Source organism: Leucogemmata humicola, assembly GCF_055379415.1.
This window is the reverse complement of the sequence record NZ_AP040875.1, coordinates 3793594-3819538: the sequence shown is the minus strand read 5'-3', so window position 1 is coordinate 3819538 and position 25945 is coordinate 3793594. Positions and strand designations below refer to the sequence as shown.

Below are 25945 nucleotides of genomic sequence, written 5' to 3'. Positions count from 1 at the left end.
CGGGGCTGGTCGCTATGGCGCCCGGCGCGTTGCCCCACGCGACGCCACCGGCCGCACGAGCTTCTCAGCGGTGTCTCGCTCCGATACGCGCGCAACTTTGGTGTAGACGAGTCCGAGCGACTTCGCGCGACCAAAGATCGTCGTGTCGGCAACGCCTGCCGCACCCTTACGATGAATCACCCAGACTGCGCCGGCGTCGTGCGTCGCATTGATCGCGCGCTCGATGCGGTCGAGCTCTTTTTCAGTGTCTACGTCCACGAGTACGACGTCGCATTCCGACGCGGAGCGGCCGCGAGAAACCGTACCGGCTCGCGCCTCGACCTGCGCGATGAGCGCCGTGTCGTCGATGTCGAATAGCCATACTTTGGTGCCAGGCTTGATGTCGAGCTTATCGATGAGCTGCTTTGGCGGCTCACTGAGTTTCTTCTGCCATTTCGCGGCGGCATCAGCGCCGAGCGAGAGAGCGACGCGCGCGCCCGGCGCAGTGAGCGTGAGCGTGCCGGCGCGAACAGAGACCGATTGGATCGCGGTGCGCGGAATGCGGATGCGTGCTTCACCCCGAACGATCACCTCGTCCGTCTCGAGCAGCACCGTCGATTCCGCATCGCGCGTCTTGCCCGAGTCGTCGGTCACGCGGGCGCGACACTTCGCTTCAAGTCCCATGTGTCGCTCCCGTTGGCCCAACGACCGTTGGTGTGGGTTCATTGCCGAACTTCTTGCCCAGTGCGCGGAGATAGGCGTCGATGGTCGCGGTGTGGCCCATCATGAATCTCGAAACGAAGCGGAACACCGGGTTGTAGACCGAGCCTTGCTCGGTGATCGTGACGAACGATCCGCTCGCGCTGTCGGGTGCGACGTCGTAGATCCACTTTCCGCCGAAGGGGAGACCGACGTCGGCGATACGGGTGACCAATCGGCGCGGCGGATCGGCGGCGTCGACGACCATCGTCAGAGCGCTGTTACGAGAACGCTCACGCCACGATGGGCCGGTCGGAGTGGCCGGAAGAATCTCGACGCTGGTGACGTCCCGTCGCCATGAGGGAAATGCGCTCGGATCAGTGATTGTGGCCCATACCGCCGAGGGCGGCGCGGCGATGCGTGCGGTCATCGTGACGACGTGGTCGCGCGGCTGGAGCGCGCCAACGATCACGACGATTGCGAGGAGTGCTGCCACGACACTGATGGCGAGGAGAGCCCATTTCATGTGAAAGTGGGGAAGGAGTGCGAGTCGTATCGCGCTTAGGACACTTTGCGCTGTGGACGACGCGCGCTGGTCCGCGCGTGCTGCGCCGCAGCGGCGGCGCGACCAAGCAGCTCGAGGCCGCGCAGTGCAGCACGACGATCGCGGTCGCTGAGCTGATCGAGCATGTCCTCGACGAGCGTTGGTTCGAGCACAGAATTGGCGGCAGTAATGCCGACGCCGGCGTCGGTAAGGCGGAGTTGAACTTTGCGTCGATCGACCGGGTCGAGCACGCGGGTCACGTAGCCCTGTTCGACGAGCCGGCCGATGGCGAGAGACATCGTCGCTGGCGTGACGCCCATGTGGTTTGCGAGATCGCTCAGCATCATGGGCTGATCGGCGTCGAGATGGTCGAGGATGCTGACCTGTCGCGCGCTCACCGCGCGTTCGGACTTGGGGTCGCGAACGTGGCGCCGATGGCAGGCGAAATAGATGCGAGGATAGTCGCGAAAGACGGCGGCGACGTCGGGGCGAAGACGCATACCCGGAGCGTACGAAAAATAATTAGCTTTGTCAACACAAACTATTGGTCACCAGGGGCCAAAAACACGACGCAGCGTCAGCCGCTCGGTGAGAGCAGGTGACGCTGCGTCGCGGCTCTAATGCTGTCTCCCATTGGCCGTCGCAAGCCGCCGGAATAACATCCTCATCCCGCGTACTGCTGCGTACTAAATGCTCGGCAGCAGGAATCCTTACAGGCGCCGGGGTGCTCCGACTAGTTGCGTCGCTCGGCCCGGGCTCGAACGCGATCGAGCCCGCGACGCAGGCCGTCGTTGTGCATCGCTCGCTCCTGGATGTCGTTCCAGCCTTCGGCGAAGGCGGAATCGGAGGCGATGCGCGGATCTGATTCGACGGCAGGGCTCTCGAAGGTCGTCGCAATTTCTCTGGCGCGAGCGAGGGTCTGCGCGCACAGGCGGAGGGCCGTAACCCCTGCATTGACGCAGGAGAAGAACCGGACGCGGAGATCGGGCGGGAGCTGATTGGCGACGTGGATGACGAAATCAGGCGGCAGCGCGCGGGAGGGGCCGGTGTGCGGAGTTCCGGCAACGCGCTTGGTCGCTGTGCCCACGGGAGCGGCGAGTGCCGTCACTGGACCGGTGGTTGTGCGCGCGGCCTGCCGTGGTCGCCTCGGTGCCGCGGCCTGCAACGCAACTCCGACTGGAACGCTCGCGATGGCGACGATGTGTTCGTTACTCGTCGCGCCAACGGCGGGTACCGACGGGGCCACGGCCCGTTCTCGCGATTCGACCGGATGGCGAAGCACGAGCGTTGCGACGATTCCAGCGCTGACGGCGACCGCCAACAGCGCCGTGGCGTGACGAGTGTGAATACGATCCCGGAGATCGCTCCACACACGGGGCGCTACGCCAGGCGACTGTCGCGAACCGCTGCCTCCCGCGACGCCAGCGCGTCGCGCATCCGAGAGCGACCGCACCGTCGTTCGACGCCCCTGCCGTATCGATGGCGCGGACGTTTGCGGAATCGGCGCCAACAGAATCGGTATGTGCCGCGTCGACCAGAGGTCTCGCGCACGTTGGATCTCATCATCGTTCACGCCGCGAGCGGGGCGAACGAACGCTGATCTCAGGCGGTTTTCCAGGTTGCGACGCTCGACGACCATTGCGCGGCACTCGGCGCAATCCGCGAGGTGCGGCTCGTACTCGCAACAGGTCGCAGCGTCCTGCACCGCATAGGCATCGAGGAAGCGTTCGATGTCCTCAGGTCGGAGATGCCTACTCACGCGACACCTCGATCGTTCGCCGAACCTGCTGCAGACCGCGACAGTAGCGCGTGTACGACGCACCCACCGAGATCTCGAGCCACTCGGCGATTTCCTCGTGCGTCAACCCAACGATGGCGCGCAGGAACACGACCTCACGCAACGATTCGGGAAGTGCGTAGAAGGCGCTGCGCATGATGCCGAATCGCTCGTCCAGCTCCGAGTCGTCCTCACCGGTGATCGCTGCGTGCCAGGCCGGATCGTTCAACGACGACGTCGCACTGACCTGCTGGAGCCGTTCATCCGTTCGTCGATCCGAACGTAGTCGCATGAGTGCCGCGTGTGCGGCGACGCGACGAAGCCACGCTTCGAAGTTGTTGTGTTGATAGCGACGGAGCGCGCGCGGGAGCCCCAGGAAAACAGTTTGCGTGACGTCGTCGGCGTCTGAGGCGGAGGCCAAAAGCGGATAAACGACGTCGCGAACCATCGGCTTATACGCTCGGTAAATCAGTTCGAGCGCATGCTGCTCGTCGGGGTTGAGAACGTCGACGGCCCGTTCGGACGAACGCAGGAGATCGATCGCGGCACGCATGGCATGCGGGCTGTCTACGCTACTGCCGGGCTTGTGCGCGCCTACCGATTGTGCCGCTGGGCCGAGTACGATCGACATCGACTGGGTGGGTCGAGGGGCAGAAGAAGCGGACGAGCGAGCTATGATCAAACGGTTTCCAAAATTTCTAATGCCGCAGCGCGGAGAAATCTTACGTCCTACCGCCGCTGTGCCGCCATACCCTCGAGTGATTGCGGATCTTCTGGGTCCGGTATCAATGACCGACCCTTGGCTGGTGCGGGGATATCACCCGACATGCATCGGACCGATGCCGAACGGGGAACGCGACGTACTAGGATCGACGGATGCTCGCCGCCATTCGCTCTGCCGCTGTACTCGGGATCGACGCGTACGACGTGGGCGTCGAGGTCGACGTCGCCCCAGGACTTCCGCATTGGACACTCGTGGGTTTGCCTGCCGGAGAGGTCAAGGAAAGTCGCGAACGCGTGTCTGCCGCACTCGCGAATTCTGGATTCGTCCTGCCGCCGCGGCGAATTACGGTTAGCCTGTCGCCCGGCGACACGCGCAAAGCGGGAACTGGTTTCGATTTGCCAATCGCCGTCGCGCTCCTCACCGCACTCGGCGTCGTGCGTCCCGAGTCGGTCGAAGGATTGGTCTTCCTCGGAGAACTCGGTCTCGATGGATCGATCCGCGCAGTGCGTGGCGTGCTGTCGGTGGCGCGACATCTCGCCGGTCGATCGAGCGTGCGCGCGTTCGTCGTCCCGCCGGCCAACGTCAGCGAGGCCGCCTTGGTTCGTTCGGTGCCGCTCGCCGGGCCCAGCTCATTGTTCGAGTTGATACAAGGACTGCAGTGTGGCGCACTGGCGCCGGCCGAGGCGGCATCGCGTACTGCGCCGACGGACGACAGTGCTGATTTCGCCGATGTCGTCGGACAGGATACGGCCAAGCGCGCGTTGGAGATCGCTGCCGCCGGCGGGCACGCGTGTCTCCTGGTTGGGCCTCCCGGTGCAGGGAAGACAATGCTCGCACGCCGAATGCCGTCGATACTGCCGGCGCTGACGGAGGACGAAGCGCTCGAGGTCACGGCGATTCACTCGGTTGCGGGATTGCTCACGTCGTCGGCGGCGTGCCTCACCGCGCGCCCCTTCCGCGCACCGCACCATTCGATTTCGTCTCCGGGACTCGTGGGCGGTGGGGGAGTGCCCAGGCCGGGCGAAGTCAGCTTGGCGCACCACGGCGTCTTGTTTCTCGATGAGCTGTTAGAGTTTCCTCGCGGTGCGCTGGAGTCACTCCGGCAGCCGCTTGAGGACGGGCGAGTCGTGATCGCACGGGCGGCGTCGAGCGTGAGCTTTCCAGCGCGGTTTTCGCTGGTTGCGGCGATGAATCCGTGTCCGTGCGGCAACGCGGGCGAGCCGACACGCGTGTGCACCTGCGCCGAGTCGGAGATCGTGCGGTATCGATCACGGCTCTCAGGTCCGCTCGCCGATCGGATCGACATGCACGTGACGCTCGGCGCGGTGGCGCCGGCGTCGCTCAACCGATCGAGCGACGGAGAATCGTCATTGGCAATCCGGGCGCGCGTCGAAGCGAGCCGCGTGATTCAGCGGCAGCGATACGCGGGCGTTGCCGGCGTTGGGTGTAACGCGCACGCGGCGGGACGATTGTTGCTGTCGCGCGGCCGCATCGATGAGGAGGCGCGCACGCTCCTCACCGGTGCGATGGAATCACTCAAACTCTCGGCGCGCGGCTATCATCGCGTACTTCGGGTGGCGCGGACGATTGCGGATCTGTCAAGCAGCGCCGCTGTTGGCGCCGTTCACGTCGCTGAAGCGTTGCGATATCGTCCGTCGTAGGACGAGTCTCGTTAGTCCGATCTCAGCACGGCAAGCGGATCGCCCTTCGCCGCTCGACGCGCCGGCACGTAACAGGACGCGATGGCAATCCCGGCCAGGATCAGAGGCAGCGACACGAACACGACGGGATCCGTAGCACTCACATCATAGAGCAAACTCTGAAGCCAACGCGTCGCACCGAGCGCGCCGGCCACGCCGAGCACCATCCCGAGCCCCGCGAGCAACGCTCCCTCGCGCAGCACGAGTCGCACGAGCGCGGACGGCTCGGCGCCGATGGCCATTCGGATGCCGAACTCACGGGTGCGGTTCGCGACATGCAGCGACATCACTCCGTAGATGCCGACGCCCGCGAGCACCATCGCCAACAGCGCGAATCCGCCGAGTAGAATCTTCGTCAGTCGCCGCGTCGCAAACGAGTCGTCGACGATCGACGAGAACGACCTGACGCTGGCAAACGGAATCGCGGGATCGATTTGTGAGACCGCGCGTTCTACCGCGGGTATCACACTCGACGGATCGCCGCGGGTGTGAATGGCAAGCGAAAGCGGATTGCCACCCGTTTGTGGAAGGCTGTTGTAGAGGTGCGGCTCCACATCCTTCGTCGCGTCGCCGTCACGGATCGCCCCCGCAACGCCGATGATCGTAAACCACGTCGTATCACCCGTCACACGAATGCGCCGCCCTAACGCTGCAGCGCCGGACCAATAGCGCTTCGCAAGCGTCTGATCGACGATCGCGACGGGAAGGCTCGCCGAGTCGTCGGCGGCTGTGAAGTCGCGACCGTACAAGAGCGGAATTCCGACGAGCGAGAAGTATCCCGGGCTTACCGGCGTCTGATAGATCTGATCTTCGTTACCCGACGCCGGAATCGGCCTGCCCTCGATGAGATAGCCGTCGTAGTTGTTGTCCTCGCCGAATGGCAGTGAGCCCGTGAGTGCCGCGGCGTCTACGCCGGGAACGGCGCGAACTTGTGGCAGCACGGAGTTCACGAACGCATTCGTCGCAGCCGCAGAACTGGCGATCCGCGCCGGTAGCGGGAGTGCGATCGACGTAACCCCGTCGGTGCGAAAGCCGAAGTCGACGTGCGTCAGTCGCTGGAAGCTCTTGAGCACGAGCCCCGCGGCGATGAGCAGCACAACAGAGAGCGACAGTTGAACGACGACGAGTCCGTTGTTGAGGCGACGCGTTCCGCGGTGTGAGCTCTCTCGCTGCCCTGCCGTGAGATCGGACGAGAGGCGCGATCGTGCGGCGTGCAGCGCCGGAAGCAATCCAAATAGGACGCCGCTCGCTACCGAAATCAGCAGCGTAAATGCCAGCACGCGTCCGTCGATCGTGACCTCGTCGATGCGCGGAAGCGCCGCGAGCGTCGAATGGGTGAACACGCGGAGGCCGGCAAATGCCAGAGCGACGCCAATGATAGCACCGAGGAGCGCGAGCGTGAGGCTCTCCGTAAGCAACTGGCGAACAAGGCGACCGCCTGTCGCGCCCAGCGCCGTGCGTAGGCTGATTTCGCGGCTGCGCCCGGCGGCACGGCTGGACAATAGTGTCGCGACGTTCGCGACGGCGATCAGCAGAATGAGCGAGACTGCCGCGAGCAGAACTGTCAGCGGCCGGGTGCTTCGTCCGGTGAGGGCTTCCTGCATCGGCCGCAGGATGGTCTTCATCTTCGTCTTGCTTGGATCTATGCCGTTGACGGTCGGCGTCTGTCGGGCCCAATCCCACATGATTGCCGTCGTCTGGCGCTCGGCGTGCTCGATCGAGATGCCTGGCTTGAGGAGGCCAAGGCCGCTATTGAAGAATCCATATCGCCGATTGGGATCGAGTCCCATCGGCAGCCAGGCCTTTACTTCTGGCCGCGGAAATGCGAACCCGGCCGGCATCACGCCGATGATCGTCATTGGTTTGCCGTCGACGTCCAACGTGGTGCCAACGATCGACGGGTTGCCGCCAAAGCGCGTTTGCCACGTCGCGTAGCTGAGCACGACTACGTTGTTTTGACCGGGCTTGTCCTCCTCTTGCGTGAACGCGCGGCCGATCGCCGGATTCACGCCGACGACTTTGAAGAACTCTGATGTCGCCCAGACGACAGCTAGCCGTTCAGGACCACGATCGCCGCGAATCGTGATGCTGCTGACACGGTAGCCGGCGAACGCCTCGAAATCCGTGGAGCGATCGTGATAGAGCGCGAGGTTTTGTTGGCTGACGCCCCACGTATCCAGGCCCTTCTCGGGATAGGACTGAATGAGTCGGATCAGCCGGTCGGCATGCGGGTACGGCAGCGGTCGCAGCAGGATACCGTTGACGAGCGTGAACATGGCTGACGTCGCACCGATCCCGAGCGCGAGCGTCAACGTCGCCACCGTGGTGAACGCGGGCATGCGGCGCATGGTGCGCAGCGAGAAGCGAAGGTCTGCCCAGACAGATTCGATCCATTCCATGGTGCGCAGCTCCCGTGCGTATTGCCGATCGATGGTGAGTAGCTCGTCGCGTACACGTGTCGTGTCGCCAAAGCGCTCGTGGGCGTGCGCGTGCGCGGCTTCGTCGGTCAATCCTGCGTCGCGCAGCTTCTCTTTGCGCATCGCGAGATGGAATGCGAGCTCGTCGTCGACGTCGCGCTCGACCGAGCGCTTGCCGATGGACAGCCGAAGTAGCCGTCGCCAACCTGGAGTGAGGCTCATACGGTCTCCGCCGACGTCCGCTTGAGCGCGACGGCGATCGCTGCAGCGTGTCGATGCCAGATGGTGGCCTCGGCGCGATATCGCGTGCGGCCGGCGGCCGTCAACTTGTAGAACTTCGCGCGCCGATTGTTGTCCGATATGCCCCATTCCGCATTGATCCAGCCGCGTCGCTCGAGGCGGTGGAGCGCGGGATATAGCGTGCCCTCTTCGAGGAGGAGCAGGGCGTCGGTCGCGGACTCGACCCATTCGCTGATGGCATAGCCGTGCATCGGCCCCCAGGAGAGGGCCTTGAGGACCAGCAGATCGAGACTCGAGCGGAGCAGATCGATTTCGGCGTCGGCCATTGGCGTGGGCGAAGGAGTCTTACCCTTGTGACACAAGGGATGGTTAAACCGTTCACCCTTGCGTCGCAAGGGGAGTCGCCGCGGTGACGAGTGCCGATTTCTGTCGCCGTCGATCGCCTTTGATGCGCATCGCACAACTCGAGCACGAGGTCACGCGCTGTCATCGACGGCCCGGCACCTACCCCCGACGGGTGCTGCCTCGGGATTGAGGGACAGATGCGGATGTCCAAGTCGGATCCGTGTGTCCGTAACGGAGGCGACGAGCGGCTAAAGGGGTATGGGCGATCGGCGACGCATGGCGCCCAAGAGACGCCCGAGCCGACGGCAAAAGCCGAACTCGGAGCGGAAACCTCGGCCCGACTTCAGGTTCGAGCCGAACGTCAACCGACTGCGGGAGATCGTCCCGACGGGCGTGGTCGCCGCGCAAAGGACCCGAGGCTGCGCCATCGGAGCCCGTCGCCGGCGATTCGCGTGCGCGGTTCGCAGTCGATCGCCGCCAGAACGGTACCTTGATCCGCTCTACATCGTCGACGGCATACTAGTAAACACGCTGGGAGCGCGGAGGCGCGATGGGTCCTCGTTGTGCGGCCTTAATTGATTGCTAAATCAGCGCAACTCAACGCCTTCGGCTTCATCTACACGACGCCGTTGTCGGCGCACCCGACACCGGTACAAGTGTGGCTACGCGACGCGGGGTACGTCACCGGTAACAACTGGGAGAACGACTTCTACTACAACGTCGGCGCGCTCCGTCAGCAAGAAGCTCGATTTTGTGTTCATTTCGCTCTGATCATGAGCGGAAACAGCCCGCGCGCCCACGTTTCGGGTCTCGAATCCAGGCCGCTTTCGGAAGAAATGACTGAACTGCACCACGACTCACTACGAGAGTTGACCAATCGCCGGAAGTTGGAGTTAGCGGAAATAGGAGGGGCATGGCGATGATGCCTCTTCCAAAACCAACGCGGCGCCTAGGAAGAATCCTAAGCGCCGCGAAGTGGATCTCCCTTGTCACTCGAGACTCCGCGGGAACGGAGCGACGAGCTAGCCCAGATGGGCGAGGAGCGTGATATGGATGGGTAAACGCCGGAGGCGACGCAAGACCCTCCGCATAAGAAACGCACCGAGACCCCAAATCGGTCACTCGGCTGGCGTTCGCCCCCTAAAGGGGTCGTCCGGAGGCTGGTCCGAAATGGTCAGACTGTTCGGGCTACTGCTGGAAATCGTGCTCGTCATTCTTCGACTGCAGTAGGACGAGCTTCGATTGATGTGAGACGCGTGGGGCAGACGCCGTCGAGCGCGCGATGGCGGCGTCTGCCTGTGCGTCGACCAACGACGTAGAGACAAACATGCATCGCCAGAAACACCGCGAGTGGCTCGCACGATTCTGAGCTAGTCGGCCGCGATGCTTGAGAGCGCGTGGGCCGGCGCCACCCTATTTCTATCGAGGCCGGATGATCGGCAACGATCCATTTGGAGCCCTTGAGCTGCGAAAGCGGAGATTGAATTAGAGTAGTCTAATCCTTTGCCACGAAACCTTCCCTCTGCCAACTCGAGACTGAATGACCGTCCCGATTTGCCCGAGTCACTAGAATGGGCACGAGGGAGAAGCCTTTGCCTATCCCGAGGCCGGCAGGCCGCCTTAGGGTTGCGCCCGGCCGACTGCCGCGTAAGATCACCGCGTGGGCGATGAGTTTTCTGCCATCTGCGAGGCAGGCTCCCAAGACCGGTGAACTACGATGAAACGGCTCGGACGCTGGTGGATTGCTGCGCTTCCCGTTGCGCTCGTCGTCCTCTCGGGCGCCATCTGGATCGAACGCCGGTCGGGCGCGACGTCGGAGACCGAAGCGCACGTCGTTCACCCGGAGAAACGCGCCAACTTCGCCGTCAGCGTTACCACGACGGGTGAGTTGCGAGCGAGCAAGTTCGTTCAGATCACCGGTCCGAGCTCGCAAGAGTCGCAGGTCTTCCAAACGAAGATCACCTGGCTGATTCCCGAAGGCACGACCGTGAAGGAAGGCGACCGCGTCGCTGAGCTCGACCGAGCGCCGGCAGAAAGTCGGCGACAGGCAGTCAAGCTCGAACTCCAAAAAGCCGAAGGTGAATTCACGAATGCGGTGCTCGATTCGGCGCTGACGCTCGCGCAGGCGCGCGAAGACGTGCGCACCGCTGAGTACACACTCGAAGAGAAGCGGCTACTTCGCGCGCAGGCGGAGTACGAGGCACCGACGATCAAGCGACAGGCGCAGATTGATTTCGAACGCGCGGGGCGCGCGCACGAGCAGTCGAAGAAAACGCTCGAGACAAAGCGCCAACAAGCGGTCGCCAAGCTTGGCGTATCGGCGGCGAATCTCGAACGGTCGAAGCACAATCTCGAGGCGGTCGAGCAGGCCATCAGCGAGTTCACCGTGAACGCCCCGAGTGAAGGGATGGTGATCTACCTTCGCGAGTACGGCGGCCGGAGAAAGGGCGTCGGCTCGAACTACTATGTCTTCGATCCAGTCGTCGCCACGCTTCCCGATCTCACGGAAATGCAGTCGCTGACGTACGTGAACGAAGTCGACATCCATCGCATTGCGGTAGGCCAGCCGGTCGAAGTTTCGCTCGACGCCGAGCCGGGAAAACGGCTACAAGGACGCGTGGTGTCGGTCGCGAACGTCGGCGAGCAACACCCCAACGAAGATGCCAAGGTGTTCGAGGTCGTTGTCGATATTGCCAAAGCCGATACGACGCTTCGGCCGGGCATGACGACAGCGAACACGATTCGTGTGCAGACGGCGCCCAACGTGCTTGCCATTCCGCTGCGCGCAGTGACGCTCGACGGCGGGTTCGCCTATGTCTTCAAGGAGTCGGGCAGCGGCATCGTGCGACAGATGATCGAACTCGGCGCCACGAGTAGCACAGAAGTGGTCGTCAAACGCGGACTCGCAGAAACGGATCGCGTCCTGCTCGATGCTCCACCGAAAGACAAAGTGGTGCAGACAGTGCGACTCGCCGGCGCTGCTAGTCGATAGCTAGCCGGTAGCCCAGTCCGCGCACCGTCTCGAGCGCGTCGCCAAGGCCGATTGCCGCGAGGCGCTTGCGCAGTGTGAAGACATACACCGCCAGAGCGTTGTCACGTTCTGCCGCCGAGATCTGATCGCGTGGCCACGCGCGGGCGATCAGATGCGCGCGGGACACCGGTTGCCCATTTCCTTCGAGCAATCCGCCCAGTAATCGCAATTCGGTTCGTGAGATCGAAACGCGATTGCGGCCGCTGGAAATGGTGGCGCGCGACCAATCGACGACGAATTTGCCGCCGACCCGCTCCTCTTCGTACTGGTGCGGATCGATCGCGAGACGGACGCGGAGCGAGAGGCTGCCGTCTGCCGTCACGAGAACGTACTGATCGACGCCGCTCGTCACGGCGCGAATGAGTCGCTCGGCCGTGCGCGGCGAGAGGACGATTGTCGCGGCCAGCGATCGACTCTCGGCGGTGGCAGTGTTGCGCCGCCGCTGAAAATCGCGACCAGTAAGATGCTCTCTGATCGCGCCGATCTTGGCCGCTGAGCCCCTAGCCATGGGTTGGATGTCTATGCACCCAAGCACGATGGCTCGGCCGCCTAGGATCGTGGGTTACAGGAGGTGCAACGTGACCCGGCCGCGGTGTCCGTCGTTGAGCCGGCGGCGGAGTGCACGTACAACGACCTCCACACCGCCGCGCTCGCGGATCTCGCTCGCGCGGTAACCCGTGTACCGCTTCATCGCGTTACGTAGCGATGTGTCCGACGGATAGGACAGCTCGATGGCGATCGTCTCGATGCTGGATACGGTCGTCTCGAGTAAGTGCGCAACGACAGCGAGACGCGTCCACGTCACCAGCTCCGCCGGGGCGACGAACACCTCGCGTTCGCAGCGATTGAATAGCGTTTTGCGATGAACGCGCAGTGCGGTCGCGAGCGTCGGCACGTTGGTCACGTCGCCGGGAGCCGCGAGCACCGCTTCAACCATTGGATGCAGCGACGCGGGGACCACGGGTGACAACTGATGCATCACCCATTCGGCACCGCAGTGGCGGCGTGCGGCATCGAGCACTGCGCGAAAGGCGACGCCGCTATCATCGATGCCGCTGAACACGAACTGATGGGCTCCGGCTGCGGCGAGCGTGCGAATGTCCGCGGCGTATTCTGAACCGGCCTGGCAGTACGCGACGATAGCGATGCGAGGACGCTCGGCGACGAGTTCGCGAATCAATCCCGATGCGTCTGCGCCCGTGGCGTCGTGCGGCGGCAGCACGATGACGTCGACATGATCGATCGTCGACCGGAGGGTGCGGCGCAACTGATCGAAGGAGTCGACGCTACGAAGATTGGCGCGGCCACGCGTCGCGTCGCTGAGGCGCGCGCGCTGCTGCACGGAGATCGCGCAAGCGATCACCGTGACGGTGTGTGGTGTGAACGACGGGATGCTCTGTAACCCGCCCGCACTACTCATGACCGATCACCAATTCGCGAATGATGTACAGCGATTCCGCACAGTGCTCTATGACGACGCGACCGCCAAAGCGACGTGCTCCGGCATTTGCGTCGGTTCCAACCACGCGACGTGACTCGCAACAATGGCCGCTTCTTTCGTCAGCACCTGGCGTGTCGCCGCTCGTTTTGCCGGCGCCGCCAACACCATGGATTCGGCTCGAAATGCTACTTCGTGGAAGTCGTGCACTCGTGCGATCTGAATTGCCGCAACGCGCAAACGCTCCGCATCTTGCAAGCGTCCGATGTGATGCAATCCGATGGCAGTTTCGAGCAGCGCCGATGCCAGCGAATATCGCGGCACGCTCGACCTTCCGATGCGCTCGACCTCGGCCGCCGCCCACTCGACGAGGTGCGGCTGCGCGGTGATGCCACCGGCGAGCGCTAATCCGCTCAACGCTGGAAGAATGATCTGTGGCGGCAACGGACGCGTGACCACTGCCGCGAATCCGGCGCGTGCTTCAGCGAAGTGTCCCGCTTCGAAGAGAAGTTGGCCGAGGTTCTGGAGCACCTCACCCTCATCGACTTGATCGCCAAGCGATGCCTTGTACGCTTTCCATCCGTAAATCAGACCATCGTCGAAGCGACCGGTTGCACCAAGCGAAACCATGATGCCGACCTGCGCATCGCGGGTCAGCTTTCTGAGACCAGCGGTTTCGGCGATACGCGCCGCGCGGTCGGACAATCGAAACATCTCTGGATAGTTGCCGCGCATTTGTGCGAGCGCGCTGAGGCCCAGCCATCCTCGCACTCGTAGCTCGATGTTCTTCGACTGACGGCCAAGGCGAACGATATGCCGTGAGTGTTCGGCGGCCTCGTCGATCATGCCCATCTTTCGAAACACACGCGCGCGCTGAGCGACGACTCGGCCGCGCTGAACGATGCTCAGCGAAACGTCGGCGGCCAACAGCGCATCGAGCATAGCGCCAGCGGTGTTCAGCGCACCGGCGCGATCGACGTTGCCCGCGAGCAGCATGATCGCTTCCGTGGGCGTGCGGTCGCTCTCCTGCCACTCTCGATCGCCGAGTCGTCCGAGTTCTTCGTCGCCAATGATTTCTCTGGCGAACTCAATCGCGTCGACCAGAAGGCGGCTGCGATCTGGTTCGGGCAACAGCGCCGCGTGTTCGAGGAGAGACGCGACGGCAACCCACGCGCCGTCATGCGGGCCGAACGCGTCGTCGCGATTGGCGAGATCGGCGCGATAGGCCGCCGTGGCGGACCGAGGAGCAACGACGGGAAACGCGGAGTCGCGAGGCGTTGTCATGGGGAGTTGCTGCGTCCGACTTTCTCCAGCGCCTGTTTCGCTGGACCGTAGGTTGGATCGATTGCGAGTGCTCGTCGGAACAGCTGCGCTGCCTCGGGCTCGTGCCCCGCCGCAGCCTTGATGATTCCGAGTCGTGTGATCGCTTCGAGGTTCGAAGGTTCGAGTTGCACGGCGCGAGTGAAGTAGCCGTCGGCGGCCGCAACATTCTGGAGCGCCATCATCGCGCGCCCGAGCTGAATAAAGATCTTGGCGTCGCCGTTGGCCAGAGTCGCGGCGCGATTCGCGGCGGCCATCGCCTCATCGCCCCGACCGACCTGTGCCGCGGTGACGCTCAGCAAACCATAAAGCGCACCGCTGGCCGGCCCTCGGGTGGCGGTCTCGAGGTATCCTATTGCCTCGTCTGGGCGACCTTGATCGACGAGGGCCGCGCCGACGAAGGCGGCGGCATCAAAGCGCCGGGGATTCAGGGCGACGGCGCGCCGCAGAGCGGACGTCGCGTCGTCGCCCCGGCCGACCATGATGTACGCTTGCGCGAGTGTGGCCAGTGCATCGTCCGTCGGAAAGGACCCAACCACCTTTTCGAGGAGTGGAATCGCATGCTGCGGATCGCCGAGCTTGAGCAGCACGCCGCCGAGTCGTTCGGTGGCGTTGACGTCCTCAGCATTGATCGTCAGCGCGTGCTCGAGGAGCGTTCGCGACTCGGCGAATCGCCCTTGCTCCATTTCGATTTCGGCGAGATTTGTCCACGCGGTGCTGTAGGTCGAGTCTATTGCGATTGCCTGGCGAAGAATGCCAGCCGCCTCGCCGCTCCGTGACGTATCGGACTTCAGGACGACCGCGGCGAGGTTGTCGTAGGCGCGCGGATTGGACGGTACTTTCGCCACGGCGTCCCGCCAGAGGCCCTCAGGGTTCTCATACAGCGCGCTGCGCCGGGCCGTGACAACCACGAGTAGGCCGAAAATGCCGCCGAGGATCCATCGGCGATCGCGAGTTGTGATGAGGAGCCAGGCAATCGCCGTCACTCCGGCGGCAAACGCAATCTGCAGGAGAACGGCCAGACCTTGGCTTCCGAGGCGTTGAGAGATCTGTAGTGCCGACCAACGCGATGCGAATACGTAGATCGCCGCGACGACCGCGAGCGTCGCGATTAGAAGCCTTTGACTGTGCTCAGACGTTTCTTTCGCCAGGCGCCGTCGCAGCCACTCGACACCCACCACGAGCGTCACCAGCACGGGTGCAAGCGCGAGGTAGATGCGTCGCTCGGCTGCGATCTCCGTGCGAATAGGGACGATACTCGACGACGGCGCGAGGGCCATGAAGAACAGAGTCCCAAGGAAACCAAGCCACGGGAATCGAATCCATGCGACGATGGTGCCGATACCAAGTGCGGTCAGCGCGAGCAGACCGGGGATGCCGCGTAGGTCGCGAACGGGTGCCGTGCCGTAATCGAATGTTAGCTCCGCTGGCCAGAACGCGAGTTTGAGATAATGCGCAATGGCCCAACCTTGGCTGTACAGATACTCATACCAACGCAATCCAAGGTTGAATCCGACGGTGTCCGTTCTTGCGCCGCTTGATACAGACACCGCGAGCGGGATCAAGGTGAGGATCAGCGCGGCGTAGAACAGCGCGCGTCCGGTATCGAGGCGCCACGCCTCCTTCCATGAGGAGAACCTGAAGGCGCGATCGTAGAGCATCACGGCGAACGGCGCGCTGACCATCACTTCTTTGCTCCACATTCCGACGAGGCATGCCGCGACCGCGACAACGTACCAGAGACGTGTCGAACGAGGCGAGCCGGCGTCCCACGCGCGGATGGATGCGTACAGTGTCGCGAGATAGCAGCCCGACACGAGCAGCTCGGTTCGTTGGACGACGTAGTCGACCGCCTCGGTTTGCAACGGATGCAGGAGCCAGAGCGCGGTGACGACGAACGCAATCGTATCGGCAGAGTCGGCCCATGCCGACACGCTGCGCCCGAACCGCATCGTGCGCCGGATGATGCCGAGCAGCAGCAGTCCGTTGAGAACGTGGATCAGCAGGTTGACCGCATGATACCCGACCGTCTTGTACGGATCCGGCTGACCCGGCGTCTGGTCGACGCCGAGCAGATTGTTGAGTGCGTAGTTCGCGGCCAACGAATAGTTCACGGCGGGCCTGCCGGAAACCGCGATGCCGGCTGGCGGATGCAGCGGGATGGATGGCGGCCAGAGTCGTTCGATCGTTGGATTGCGATCGATGCTCGCGGTGTCGTCGAACTGGAAGGGAGCGCGGAACGCCGCGGCGAACGCGAGCACCGTCACGATGATGAGCGCGAAGAGCTGCCACGCCGGAATCCGCGGCACGACTATCGACGGTGCGGCGGATTCGAGGTTGGTCGCTCGCGCGGCCTTGGTTGCACTTCGACGTTCGCGTGGCTTTGCGGCTTTTGCTGCTCGAGCCATCGACTACGGTGTCTGGGTCAGCGCCATCACGGCGTAGGCCGTAGCAGCGTCGCTCATGAATTTACCGACGTCGGTGGAGATGTCGCGCGTCTTGTTCAATGACGATGCGACCCACATGCCGGTGGCTGCATCTTGGTGCCCGGTGAGCCACGCGATCCCTGATCGAACGTGCGGATCGTCGCGCGATACGCCGGCGCGTTCCAACGCGAGAAGCACGAGCGCCGTCGCGTAACCGTCGCTCTTGCCTTCGGCCGGCGTGCCATCACCACGCTTGAACGGCCCGAGCGACGGTGTGCTCCAGCCGCCGTCCTCACCCTGCGCGGAGAACGTTGCATCCAGAATGGCTTGCTTCTGCGCGGGCGTCACGACGCCGGATAGCTGACCGGAGGCCCAGAGCACCATCACGCGATTGAACAGCTGAGCACTGTCAGCGCCGCGCTGCAGATAACCGCGGAGAGCATCCACGCGTTCTTGAATGTCGGCGGTAGACGCGTATCCGCCCGGTGCACTGCCAACGGCGATGGCGGCGAGTGTTGCGCCGAAATACGCAGAACCATTCGCCTCCCACGGCTCGTTGTGAAAGTTGAGCCATGCCCAGCCGCCCTTCTGCGCGCCGTTTCGAAATTGCAACGACCAGAGATTCGTGAAGGCCTGCCGCGCGTCGTCGCTCAGCGCGCCGGCCTCGGCGTCGCGCCGAGAGAGAATGAGGGCGTTGAGAATGGCTTCGGTCCCGCGAGACTCGCTCGTTTTCGGAAGCCCTGTGGTCTGATCTGGATAAAACGGATCGACCTCCTTCCAGAGCCAGACGCGCTTTACAACATTCTCAATCAGCCGCCGTTCTGGGGCAGGGAGGTCACGTTCGCCGAGCGTGGCGCGGAGAGCGGGCCGAGCCAGTGCGTATGGCAGCGCGGTGTGGCAGGAGACGCACGAAGTGCCGTGATCGCGCGTCGCGGTCGGCCAGCGAAGCCACCAGGCCATTCTCGCGTCGAGATAGGTCGCTGCGGCTCGCGGGTTCCACGATGGCGCTGGTCGACGCGCCGCCACCAGCGTCGTGGCGAAACACGCGGTGGCTGCGAGAATCCCAATTCGGAGATGGCGGCGACGACGCGGCATTCGTTGGCGTGGTTCCAGGACCGGCGAGGAGGAGACGAACGACCCACGCCGGGGAACGTGCGGCTCTGTCGCCGCCGTCGTCAAGTTGTTTTGTGCTTACGGCGGCAAGATCTCGAATTCGCGAGTGGCGGACGCGGTCTGGCCGGCGCGCGTGACGCTCACCGTCAGCGTGTATTTGTCCGGGACCAGGCGCGACAGATCGATCGCGACGTTGCGGCCTTGAATCGGGTCCGGACCCTTGAGTGATGTGGTCACGAAGCCGGGCTGTGGTTCGCGCCAGCGCACGGTCACCGTGCTGCTGGTCGCGCCAACCATGTGCAGCGCGCGTCCCAATCGGCGCAACGCGTTCGGCGAGTCGCGCCGCTCCACGGCGAGCGCGACATCGACGCTGTCGCCGCTCGGAATCCCGTACGTTTCCCAGTAGACGCCCACGCGTTGCATGTTGCGAAGACGGGTGCTGCCGAGCATTTGCGAAAGGGCCGTCGCGGGATCGGAGTCAGGAAGACCGCCCGATCGAACCGGCTGCATGAGGATCGGCGCCGAGATGGCGATGTCGCCCTTGGCCATCACGGACAGCGGCAACGGCGGTTCGACGCCGTACCGAGTCCGCGCCGTCGACGAGCGCTCCTCGGTGGCCCGAACCTCGAGACCGACGATCGTCGGCCGGGACGGGATCTGCGTTCGCCACACGGCGGTGCCGTCGAGCGAAACGGTTTGTGTCGTGATCCGAATGGAATCCGGAGTCGGCGTGACGACGAGCGAACCTTGCGCGGTGCGAACGCCGTTACGGGCGAGACCGGTTCGCGAGAGGTCTGTCGCGACGGCGAGTTCCAGACCGTCGTGCCGACGGAGAAACGCCGTCTGTTGATCGTCGATCGGCACGAGGCTGCCGGCGTCGCGTGCATAGTGCTCTTGCGGCCACCACCCGAGGTTCGGTCGATCGGGCTTCGGCGTTCCCGTCAGATTCCACGCGCCGGCTTGTGCGCGCCAGGGATCGCGGACGGCCGACCAATCAGGGAAGGTGTGGAACCGCGACTGCGAATACTCGATCGTCGTGAAAACGCCCAAACGCTGGATCGCTTCGTCGCGAACGCCGAGGTACCGATAGTGGCTCTGGTCGATTCCCGGACCTGCCCAAAAGGAATAGCTCGGCCAGCCATAGCGAACGATCATTTCGCGCAGCGCGTTTCCACCCTGACCTTCGCGCCAATTCCATCGCTCGGCAGGTTCGACCGCCGATCGAATCGTCGCCAGGACGAGACGCGAGTAATGCTCGGCGCGTCGCTCGTTCCCGGCTTCTGTGTACAACGGATCGGCCAGCCACCAGATGCGTGCGTTGAGCGTGTCGCGCGCTTCGCAGGGTACGGAGTTGTATGCACCCTGTGCTCGTTCGTCGAGCAGCAACGTGAGATTGGACCAACTGCATCGTTCGGCGGCGGGCATGGCCTTGAGCGAAACGTCGAAGGCCGAATCTGCCTTGGCTGTCTGGCCGCTATTGTAGAGCGTGTAACCGGCCAGCGCCGAGCACCACCATTTCGACGAGCGACACTCATCGGCGGCGCGTTGTGCGGCGTCCCAATCGCGCTGATCTACGGCGAAGCGAACGCGCTGCCCGGCGAGCCATGCGTCACCCGGGAGCTCACGCGCGGCACTTTCGAGATTGCTGATCAGTTCACCGCGGGCGAGCTGTGCTCCCGACTTGAGCGACCGGATCAATCCGTCGTCGATCGAGATGCGCTCGTCGCCAATACTCGACAACGCTTCCGACCATTCCGGACAAACGGCCCGCAGTGATCGGCGTCGCTCCGGAATGACGTTGGTCATGACGGGGAAGCCTTCGCGGCCGTCGGGATGACAGTGCAGGCGATTCATGCGATCTTGCGATGCACCGCGCATCAACCCCAATCCGGTCACGACGGGATTGGGATCGAAGAGGCCGCCTTCGATTCCGTGGCGCGCACCTTCGCTCGCCTCCCAATAGAAGCGCCAAACCCACACGAAGTCGCTGGCCTCTTGACGCAACCGACTGACGGTTGACACCGAGTCGTGAGCGGAGACAGCAGCGTGACGACTGGGAGTTCCAGCCGCGATCTGAAAAGCGAGAAGCACCACCAGCATTGGTACTAGTTACATCGGTGGGGCACCTCACTGGCCATGCGACCAAGGGTCAGCGAACCCTTTCGAGAATGTTCTACGTGTGCGGCACGATAGACGACAGGCGAGCACGCAACGCATCGACCTCTTCGCTCCGCATGCCGTAGCTGTGCGCGGCATCGGGAAAGCGTCGCGCACGCACATCATCCGCATATCGGCTCACCGCGTCGACGACATCACGCCGCAGCTCCGCGTACCGCTTCACGAATTTCGGAATGTGGCCGGCGGTCAATCCGAGCAAATCGTGCGTCACGAGCACCTGCCCGTCGGTCGACGCGCCCGCGCCGATGCCGATGGTTGGAATGCGAATGTGCGGTGCGAGTTCAGTCATCACTGGCGCGGGCACCGCTTCGAACACGATCGAGAAACAACCCGCCGCCTCGAGCGCGTTTGCGTCGCGCAGAAGCGTCATGGCATCGTCGGCCGATCGCGCCTCGACGTAGCCCGGTTGACCGGCGACGAGCTGCTGCGGTCGAAGCCCGACGTGTCCCATCACTGGCATGCCCGACGCGATCACCGCGCGCGCGCGCGACGCAGTGGCGTCGGCGCCTTCCATTTTTACGGCGTCGCACCCGATGTCGGCGAACTTCTGTGCGGTGGCGACTGCTTGCTCGTCAGAAGTCTCATACGTCCCGAAGGGGAGATCGCCAACGAGCATCGCTCCGGATAGCCCGCGTCGGACGGCACGCGTGAGCATGAGCATTTCATCAAGCGTGACGTCGCGAGTCGCGGGCAGGCCAAGCACGGTCATCGCCGCCGAGTCGCCGACGAGCACGATGTCCACGCCGGCGGCATCGAGCGCGCTCGCCGACGAAAAATCATAGCCCGTCGCCATGACGATAGGCCGGCCAGCCAGCTTGGCCGCGGCCAGGTCGGCGACACCAAAGCGTGGCGTCATGTCGCGGCGCCGCGCACCGCGACGAGAGCGTTGTCTATGAGCCGAACGCCGCCGACGCGAGCCGCGATCGCGATCAGGACGTCGTTCTGAATCGACTGCACGGGGAGCAGATCAATCGACGACACGACGTCGCAGTACTCCGGCTCGATGCCCGCATCGGCCAGGCGCTGCTTCGCTGCCGCGGCCACCGCCGATGGGTTGCGTTCACCGGACGCGATCAGGCGCTCCGCTGTATCGAGCGCCTGCTTGATCGCCGGCGCCTGTGCACGAGCTGCAGCATCCAGCCGTACATTGCGACTCGACATCGCCAAACCGTCGGTCTCGCGCACGGTGGGGCATACCACGATCTCGACCGGAATTGCCAGGTCGCGAACCAGACGCTGAATCACGACGACCTGCTGCGCGTCCTTCTGTCCGAAATACGCGCGCGTCGGCTGAACGATGTTGAACAGCTTGCTCACCACGGTTGCCACGCCGTCAAAGTGCGATGCGCCGCGCGATTCACCTTCGAGCGGCTTGCTCACCTCGCGTACTCGAACCTCTGTCTGGAAGCCAGCCGGGTACATCTCTTCGACGGTTGGAGCGAACAACACGTCGGCGCGCTCCGAGTGTACGGCGGAGGTGTCGCGATCGAGGTCGCGCGGATACGCAGCGAGATCGCGTTGGTCGTTGAACTGAATGGGATTCACGAAAATCGACACCACGACGACGTCGACTTCGGCACGCGCGCGGCGAATTAGCGCGAGGTGACCTTCGTGCAGTGCACCCATCGTGGGAATGAAGCCGATCGTCCGGCCTGCCTGCCGCCGTTCGGCCAGCGCCGAACGAAGCGCAGCAATTGTCTCGACCGTTTGCATCTATTTGGTGTTCGATTGCGTTGCAGTTTGGCTTAGCGCGGACAGCGCGCGCGTTGCGTTCGCCAACGCGTCCCACACGGGAAGCGACTCTGGTGAATGCTCCGTGATTGCCGTGCGATGTTGCGCCACCGTAGCCTCGTCTCCTCGCGCGATCGGTCCCGTGAGCGCAGACGGTCCCGAGCGCGCCCAGTTTTCCACCGCCGATCGCACTAGCGGAATAAGGTAGTCGCGATCGACCCCGGCGAGTCCGATCAACTGCTCCGCGAGGCTGGCGACCGCAACCACGTTTCCGGCTGCAACGGCAGCAGCGGCGTGGTAGAGTGGCCTGAGCGCGTCGTCGACTTCGAACGCGCGCATACCGAGCGCACTCACGAGTTCGAGGCAGGCGGCGCGCGCGCGCTCCGTCGACGCGCTCACCGCGCAGCCAGCACCGGCGAAGGTCGTCGTTTCCTTGGTGACGGACAGCAGTGGGTGCATCGAAAAACCCTCATGCCCCGCGAGCGGTGCGAGCGTCAGCGCGCCGGAGCAATGCCCCACGAGTGGGCCGGGTGCGACCGCCGCGGCCGCGGTGGCGATTTGCGCGTCGGGAACGCAGAGCAGGACGACGTCAGCGTCTGAGATCGACTCGCCGCGACCGAGTGGTCCGACCACGAGTACACCCGCCGTGCGCAACGCCGAGGCAAGCGCCGTTCCCAGGCGTCCTCGGCCAACGATCGCGATCGTGTCGGCCATTTGCTACATCGCCAACTTGTTCGCCGCGTTGAGCGCGGCAACCTTGTAGCACTCGGCCAGCGTTGGGTAGTTGAACACAGTGGACAAAAAGTAATCGAGTCCGCCGCCGAGCCCGAGGACCGCCTGGCCGATGTGGAGCAACTCGGTCGCGCCGGTCCCGAGGATGTGTACGCCGAGCAGCCGACGATCTTCGCGGTGAAAGAGCATCTTGAAGAAGCCGCTGTCGTCGCCGAGGATTTGACCGCGCGCAATTTCGCGATACCGCGCAATGCCGACTTCGTACGGGACTTTCGCTTTGGTCAATTCGCTTTCTGTCTGCCCAACCATCGAGATCTCTGGAACTGCGTAGATCCCGATTGGAAAGTGCTGGGCCATTTTGGCCGCCGGTGCGCCGAGGGCATAGCAGGCGGCGAGCCGTCCCTGTTCGCTCGACGTTGCGGCGAGACTGGGATATCCAATGACGTCGCCGGCAGCAAAGATGTGCGGCACTGACGTCCTGAATTCCGCGTCGACGGCAATTCGTCCGCGATCATCGGCTTTGACTCCGGCGTTCTCGAGCGAGAGCTTGTCGGTCGCGCCCGTGCGGCCGACGGAGAACAGCGCCATGTCGGAGACGATTCGCTTGCCTGACTCGAGACGCAGCACGGCACGCCGCGGCGGTCCTTCGCTGATCTCGAGCGCTTCGACCGCCTCGCCAAAACGAAACGACACGTTCCGTTTGCGCATCTGATGGATGAGCTCATCGACGATCTCGGCGTCGATGAATTCGAGCGGACGATCGCGACGATCGACGACCGTGACTTCGACGCCGAGCGCGGCGAACATCGATGCGTATTCGATGCCGATCACGCCCGCACCGATCACGGCGAGCGAGCGGGGAAGGCGACGCAGACTGCCAATCTCGTCGCTCGTGATCACGCACTCGCCGTCGGACTGGACGTCTTTTGGAGCGACAGCCTTGGTTCCGCTGGCGATGAGCACATTGGCCGACGTGATTTCGCGCCATGGTTTGCCGTCTGGCCCAGCGATCCGCAATCGATGCGGGTCGGCGAACGAAGCTTCGCCGCACACAATGTCGACGCCGTTACGAGTGAGCTGATTCGTAATGACTGAACCTTCTCGCTCGATGACCTCGTCGACGCGCGCGAGTAGCTGCGTTGCCGTTGGTCGCTGCAGCGCGCGATTCGCCGAGATGTCACTCGACGCCGGCAGCGCGAGTGTGAGCACGGCTTCCCGAAAGGTTTTGCTCGGAATCGTTCCGGTCGCGAGGCAAATGCCGCCAACGGAGGGGTGCCGCTCGATGATCGCGACGCGTTTGCCGAGCTTCGCGGCCTGCACGGCGCCGCGTTGGCCCGCGGGGCCGCTGCCAATGCACACTAGATCGTAGTCGAAAGCGTCACTCACGTGGTCACCCGAGTGTCTGTCGTTGCGTCAGCGAGAAAGGCCGCGGTCAACTCTGCGTCGCGGCCAAGGAGCGCGGTCGGTGTACATCCAACGATGTCCTGCGACTCATGAATCAGATGCGCCTGATCGTAGTAGCCTGCACGCGCGGCGATCGTACTCCACGATAATTTTGCGTTTGCGCGAGCGAGACTTAGTGCACGCTGAAAGCGCGCGATGCGCATCAGCTGCTTGGGTGCGAGACCAACGCCGTCGCGGAAGATCGACTGCACGCGACGGACGCTCAATCCGGCGCGGCGAGCGAGACCACGCACCGACATCGACTCACTCGATGTTTCGGACAGCGTCACGAGCGAGGGAAGCAGCTCATCGATCCGTCGCGCGCGTGTGGCTTGTCGAGTCAGCGCTCCGAGGACCGCGTCGAGCTGTGCGTCATCGGTCGGATGGTTGGCGAGATCGGCGAACTCTCGATCGAGGCTCGGGCTCGCCTCGTCGAGCGAGAGAAAGCGATCTCTCAATTCGTTGCCAGACAGCCCGAGAAAGGCAGGCGCCGCCCAGGGATGGAATCGAATGCCCCACAAATCGATACGTCCGGACGGCTCGATTGTGACGGCGCGTGTGATCTGTCCTGCGACCAAGCGGCTTGTCTGGCGCTTCGCGTCGCCACTCGGCGCGTATCGCGAGAATGGGTCGCCGAGATTGAGTACGATCTCGACACAGCCGTCGGGAACGATTGGCTCCGGCGCGGTGACTGCCGGCTGATCGCCACGCAGCCGCCAGATGCAGCGGACGCTGCCCGCGAGGTGCTGAGGCGGAGGAGTTTCGCGATAGTCGAGTGTCTCGGACATTACGAGGTTCGCGTTTCTACAAGACAGGATCGCGAAAGACCGTCAGCTTGCATCCCACTCCCGTTGGACGAATATACGTGACATTCCCACCGCTGAGGGCCTTTGTGACGATTTGTCGATCGATTGTGCCAATACTGGCACTTGCTGCCAGCGCGCATGCCCAGACCATTGCCAAACCACCCAGCCCCAAAGAGGGCACGAGCGCCGTGCAGCAACTGAAATGGATGACAGGCTGCTGGCGTCGACAGACCGCTACGTCCACGATCGACGAGCAGTGGATGGCGCCGCGCGCGGGAATGATGCTCGGTGTTGGCCGAACCGTTCGAGGAGACAGCGTCGTTGCGGAATTCGAGCAGCTGCGTATCTCCCAGCGCGCCGGTCACGCCGTCTATCACGCCGAACCATCCGGGCAAACCCCGGCGGACTTCGAGGCCCAATCCACGAGCGACACCCTCGTGATCTTCGCGAATCCGACGCACGATTTTCCGCAGCGCGTCATCTACCGACGGCGCGGCGCAGACTCGCTACTCGCGCGGATCGAAGGGACGATGAACGGCCAGGTACGAGGGGTGGATTTTCCGTACATCCGCGTCGCCTGTACGTAGCTGTCGAACAGACAATCGCATCGCCCGCTCAAAAAGCCTTGAGCGCATCGGGGCCGGCGTGCTCGATTGCCCGCGCGAGAAATCCGGTGACGTTGGCCACGGCGAACGAAACACCCGAAAGATTCCGCTCCCGCGGCACGTTCGGAATTGGTCGCGGGTAGGGCGATGCGCAGAATGTAGGAACACCACCGTCGCGCGGATCGACATCGATCGCATCGCGGTCGATCGCCGCGTCGCTGGTTACCCCGGCAACGCCAGCCAATGTGCCCGGAAACCAATCGAGATCGTTCGCCCTACGCGCCGAGACGACGAGCGCCCCGCGCTCAGTTGCGTAAGCCACCGCGCCCGACAGTCGATCCGCGTGCATTGGATTCGCCGTGCCGAGGCTGAGGTTGATCAGCTGCGCGCCTTCATCGGCCGACCACTGAATCGCCCGAACGAGAACGTCGACGTTCGTCGTCAAATGCCGATGGAAGATCTTCGCCGCAATCAACTCGACTCCCGGTGCCTTTTCGCGAATCGCCGCGGCGACGGCGGTACCGTGGCCAATGCGATCGAGAAAATCATCTGCACCGTCGTCTTCGACAAACGACATTCCGCCGCGGACCCCGCCGACGTGTGGATGGTCGGCGTGAACGCCGCTGTCGAGCACAGCGACGACCACGCCCTGGCCGGTACGATTTGCGAATGGTGCATCAGCGAGACTGATTCGCAC

The 25945-nt window shown here is 63.8% G+C and carries 23 protein-coding genes; 3 read left to right on the top strand and 20 right to left on the bottom strand.

The features are described from left to right. Positions 1-12: 12 nt before the first annotated feature. The 5 genes from AC6H4Z_RS16230 to AC6H4Z_RS16210 form a co-directional block, all read right to left on the bottom strand. A complete protein-coding gene (locus tag AC6H4Z_RS16230; protein ID WP_497543004.1) occupies positions 13-663 on the bottom strand; it encodes a hypothetical protein in 651 nt (216 codons plus the stop codon). Continuing rightward, positions 653-1204, bottom strand: a complete 552-nt coding sequence (locus AC6H4Z_RS16225; protein WP_497543003.1) for an SRPBCC family protein — start codon at positions 1202-1204, stop codon at positions 653-655. Before AC6H4Z_RS16225 ends, AC6H4Z_RS16230 begins: the two co-directional genes overlap by 11 nt. A gap of 35 nt (positions 1205-1239) precedes the next feature. Next, positions 1240-1722 (bottom strand): MarR family winged helix-turn-helix transcriptional regulator, encoded by a 483-nt coding sequence (locus AC6H4Z_RS16220; protein ID WP_497543002.1) that lies wholly within the window; start codon positions 1720-1722, stop codon positions 1240-1242. A gap of 233 nt (positions 1723-1955) precedes the next feature. Beyond that, positions 1956-2981 (bottom strand): hypothetical protein, encoded by a 1026-nt coding sequence (locus AC6H4Z_RS16215; protein ID WP_497543001.1) that lies wholly within the window; start codon positions 2979-2981, stop codon positions 1956-1958. Continuing rightward, on the bottom strand, positions 2974-3630 hold the full coding sequence (locus AC6H4Z_RS16210) for an RNA polymerase sigma factor (protein WP_497543000.1): 657 nt from the start codon (positions 3628-3630) through the stop codon (positions 2974-2976). Before AC6H4Z_RS16210 ends, AC6H4Z_RS16215 begins: the two co-directional genes overlap by 8 nt. 245 nt (positions 3631-3875) lie before the next feature. Between AC6H4Z_RS16210 and AC6H4Z_RS16205 the strand changes: the two genes are divergently transcribed. After that, positions 3876-5384 carry a YifB family Mg chelatase-like AAA ATPase gene (locus tag AC6H4Z_RS16205; protein ID WP_497542999.1) on the top strand — a complete coding sequence of 503 codons (1509 nt, stop codon included), beginning with the start codon at positions 3876-3878 and terminating at the stop codon, positions 5382-5384. An 11-nt stretch (positions 5385-5395) separates the two neighbouring features. Here the strand turns inward: AC6H4Z_RS16205 and AC6H4Z_RS16200 are convergent, their stop codons facing one another. From AC6H4Z_RS16200 to AC6H4Z_RS16190, 3 genes are all read right to left on the bottom strand, one after another. After that, on the bottom strand, positions 5396-8062 hold the full coding sequence (locus AC6H4Z_RS16200; RefSeq protein ID WP_497542998.1) for an ABC transporter permease: 2667 nt from the start codon (positions 8060-8062) through the stop codon (positions 5396-5398). After that, complete coding sequence (locus tag AC6H4Z_RS16195) at positions 8059-8406, bottom strand: PadR family transcriptional regulator (protein ID WP_497542997.1); 348 nt, start codon at positions 8404-8406, stop codon at positions 8059-8061. Before AC6H4Z_RS16195 ends, AC6H4Z_RS16200 begins: the two co-directional genes overlap by 4 nt. A gap of 1207 nt (positions 8407-9613) precedes the next feature. Then, positions 9614-9754, bottom strand: coding sequence for a hypothetical protein (locus AC6H4Z_RS16190; protein ID WP_497542996.1), 141 nt, complete (start codon positions 9752-9754; stop codon positions 9614-9616). Positions 9755-10142: 388 nt separating this feature from the next. Here AC6H4Z_RS16190 and AC6H4Z_RS16185 point away from each other — a divergent pair, with 388 nt between their 5' ends. Beyond that, complete coding sequence (locus AC6H4Z_RS16185; protein WP_497542995.1) at positions 10143-11417, top strand: efflux RND transporter periplasmic adaptor subunit; 1275 nt, start codon at positions 10143-10145, stop codon at positions 11415-11417. Here the strand turns inward: AC6H4Z_RS16185 and AC6H4Z_RS16180 are convergent. The 11 genes from AC6H4Z_RS16180 to AC6H4Z_RS16130 all read right to left on the bottom strand — a co-directional run bounded on the left by AC6H4Z_RS16180 (position 11407) and on the right by AC6H4Z_RS16130 (position 24625). Continuing rightward, on the bottom strand, positions 11407-11964 hold the full coding sequence (locus AC6H4Z_RS16180) for a winged helix-turn-helix transcriptional regulator (RefSeq protein ID WP_497542994.1): 558 nt from the start codon (positions 11962-11964) through the stop codon (positions 11407-11409). The genes AC6H4Z_RS16185 and AC6H4Z_RS16180 overlap by 11 nt on opposite strands. Before the next feature lie 54 nt (positions 11965-12018). Next, positions 12019-12876: an AraC family transcriptional regulator gene (locus tag AC6H4Z_RS16175; protein WP_497542993.1), complete on the bottom strand. Its 858-nt coding sequence runs from the start codon at positions 12874-12876 to the stop codon at positions 12019-12021. 48 nt (positions 12877-12924) lie between these two features. After that, on the bottom strand, positions 12925-14178 hold the full coding sequence (locus AC6H4Z_RS16170; protein ID WP_497542992.1) for a tetratricopeptide repeat protein: 1254 nt from the start codon (positions 14176-14178) through the stop codon (positions 12925-12927). Beyond that, positions 14175-16622: a tetratricopeptide repeat protein gene (locus tag AC6H4Z_RS16165; protein ID WP_497542991.1), complete on the bottom strand. Its 2448-nt coding sequence runs from the start codon at positions 16620-16622 to the stop codon at positions 14175-14177. Before AC6H4Z_RS16165 ends, AC6H4Z_RS16170 begins: the two co-directional genes overlap by 4 nt. A gap of 3 nt (positions 16623-16625) precedes the next feature. After that, on the bottom strand, positions 16626-17735 hold the full coding sequence (locus tag AC6H4Z_RS16160) for a hypothetical protein (RefSeq protein ID WP_497542990.1): 1110 nt from the start codon (positions 17733-17735) through the stop codon (positions 16626-16628). Between the two features lie 96 nt (positions 17736-17831). Then, positions 17832-19775: a hypothetical protein gene (locus tag AC6H4Z_RS16155; protein WP_497542989.1), complete on the bottom strand. Its 1944-nt coding sequence runs from the start codon at positions 19773-19775 to the stop codon at positions 17832-17834. 151 nt (positions 19776-19926) lie between these two features. Continuing rightward, complete coding sequence (gene panB / locus AC6H4Z_RS16150; protein ID WP_497542988.1) at positions 19927-20787, bottom strand: 3-methyl-2-oxobutanoate hydroxymethyltransferase; 861 nt, start codon at positions 20785-20787, stop codon at positions 19927-19929. After that, positions 20784-21644, bottom strand: coding sequence for a pantoate--beta-alanine ligase (gene panC, locus AC6H4Z_RS16145; RefSeq protein WP_497542987.1), 861 nt, complete (start codon positions 21642-21644; stop codon positions 20784-20786). Before panC ends, panB begins: the two co-directional genes overlap by 4 nt. Next, entirely contained in the window at positions 21645-22376 is a 732-nt protein-coding gene (locus AC6H4Z_RS16140) for a DUF2520 domain-containing protein (RefSeq protein ID WP_497542986.1), read from the bottom strand. A gap of 3 nt (positions 22377-22379) precedes the next feature. Next, positions 22380-23780, bottom strand: coding sequence for a Si-specific NAD(P)(+) transhydrogenase (gene sthA / locus AC6H4Z_RS16135; RefSeq protein WP_497542985.1), 1401 nt, complete (start codon positions 23778-23780; stop codon positions 22380-22382). Beyond that, entirely contained in the window at positions 23777-24625 is an 849-nt protein-coding gene (locus AC6H4Z_RS16130; protein WP_497542984.1) for a DUF6597 domain-containing transcriptional factor, read from the bottom strand. The genes sthA and AC6H4Z_RS16130 overlap by 4 nt, the downstream gene beginning before the upstream one ends. 206 nt (positions 24626-24831) lie before the next feature. Between AC6H4Z_RS16130 and AC6H4Z_RS16125 the strand changes: the two genes are divergently transcribed. Then, the gene (locus AC6H4Z_RS16125) at positions 24832-25230 is read left to right on the top strand and encodes a DUF6265 family protein (RefSeq protein WP_497542983.1); all 399 of its coding nucleotides are present in this window, start codon (positions 24832-24834) and stop codon (positions 25228-25230) included. A 28-nt stretch (positions 25231-25258) separates the two neighbouring features. Here the strand turns inward: AC6H4Z_RS16125 and AC6H4Z_RS16120 are convergent, their stop codons facing one another. Next, on the bottom strand, positions 25259-25945 hold the full coding sequence (locus AC6H4Z_RS16120; protein WP_497542982.1) for a S8 family serine peptidase: 687 nt from the start codon (positions 25943-25945) through the stop codon (positions 25259-25261).

Excerpts from the sequence above, each read along its gene's own strand:
- AC6H4Z_RS16230 (WP_497543004.1), bottom strand. The coding sequence starts at position 663 with ATGGGACTTGAAGCGAAGTGTCGCGCCCGCGTGACCGACGACTCGGGC.
- AC6H4Z_RS16225 (WP_497543003.1), bottom strand. The coding sequence starts at position 1,204 with ATGAAATGGGCTCTCCTCGCCATCAGTGTCGTGGCAGCACTCCTCGCA.
- AC6H4Z_RS16220 (WP_497543002.1), bottom strand. The coding sequence starts at position 1,722 with ATGCGTCTTCGCCCCGACGTCGCCGCCGTCTTTCGCGACTATCCTCGC.
- AC6H4Z_RS16210 (WP_497543000.1), bottom strand. The coding sequence starts at position 3,630 with ATGTCGATCGTACTCGGCCCAGCGGCACAATCGGTAGGCGCGCACAAG.
- AC6H4Z_RS16205 (WP_497542999.1), top strand. The coding sequence starts at position 3,876 with ATGCTCGCCGCCATTCGCTCTGCCGCTGTACTCGGGATCGACGCGTAC.
- AC6H4Z_RS16200 (WP_497542998.1), bottom strand. The coding sequence starts at position 8,062 with ATGAGCCTCACTCCAGGTTGGCGACGGCTACTTCGGCTGTCCATCGGC.
- AC6H4Z_RS16195 (WP_497542997.1), bottom strand. The coding sequence starts at position 8,406 with ATGGCCGACGCCGAAATCGATCTGCTCCGCTCGAGTCTCGATCTGCTG.
- AC6H4Z_RS16190 (WP_497542996.1), bottom strand. The coding sequence starts at position 9,754 with ATGTTTGTCTCTACGTCGTTGGTCGACGCACAGGCAGACGCCGCCATC.
- AC6H4Z_RS16185 (WP_497542995.1), top strand. The coding sequence starts at position 10,143 with ATGAAACGGCTCGGACGCTGGTGGATTGCTGCGCTTCCCGTTGCGCTC.
- AC6H4Z_RS16180 (WP_497542994.1), bottom strand. The coding sequence starts at position 11,964 with ATGGCTAGGGGCTCAGCGGCCAAGATCGGCGCGATCAGAGAGCATCTT.
- AC6H4Z_RS16175 (WP_497542993.1), bottom strand. The coding sequence starts at position 12,876 with ATGAGTAGTGCGGGCGGGTTACAGAGCATCCCGTCGTTCACACCACAC.
- AC6H4Z_RS16170 (WP_497542992.1), bottom strand. The coding sequence starts at position 14,178 with ATGACAACGCCTCGCGACTCCGCGTTTCCCGTCGTTGCTCCTCGGTCC.
- AC6H4Z_RS16165 (WP_497542991.1), bottom strand. The coding sequence starts at position 16,622 with ATGGCTCGAGCAGCAAAAGCCGCAAAGCCACGCGAACGTCGAAGTGCA.
- AC6H4Z_RS16160 (WP_497542990.1), bottom strand. The coding sequence starts at position 17,735 with ATGCCGCGTCGTCGCCGCCATCTCCGAATTGGGATTCTCGCAGCCACC.
- panB (WP_497542988.1), bottom strand. The coding sequence starts at position 20,787 with ATGACGCCACGCTTTGGTGTCGCCGACCTGGCCGCGGCCAAGCTGGCT.
- panC (WP_497542987.1), bottom strand. The coding sequence starts at position 21,644 with ATGCAAACGGTCGAGACAATTGCTGCGCTTCGTTCGGCGCTGGCCGAA.
- AC6H4Z_RS16140 (WP_497542986.1), bottom strand. The coding sequence starts at position 22,376 with ATGGCCGACACGATCGCGATCGTTGGCCGAGGACGCCTGGGAACGGCG.
- AC6H4Z_RS16130 (WP_497542984.1), bottom strand. The coding sequence starts at position 24,625 with ATGTCCGAGACACTCGACTATCGCGAAACTCCTCCGCCTCAGCACCTC.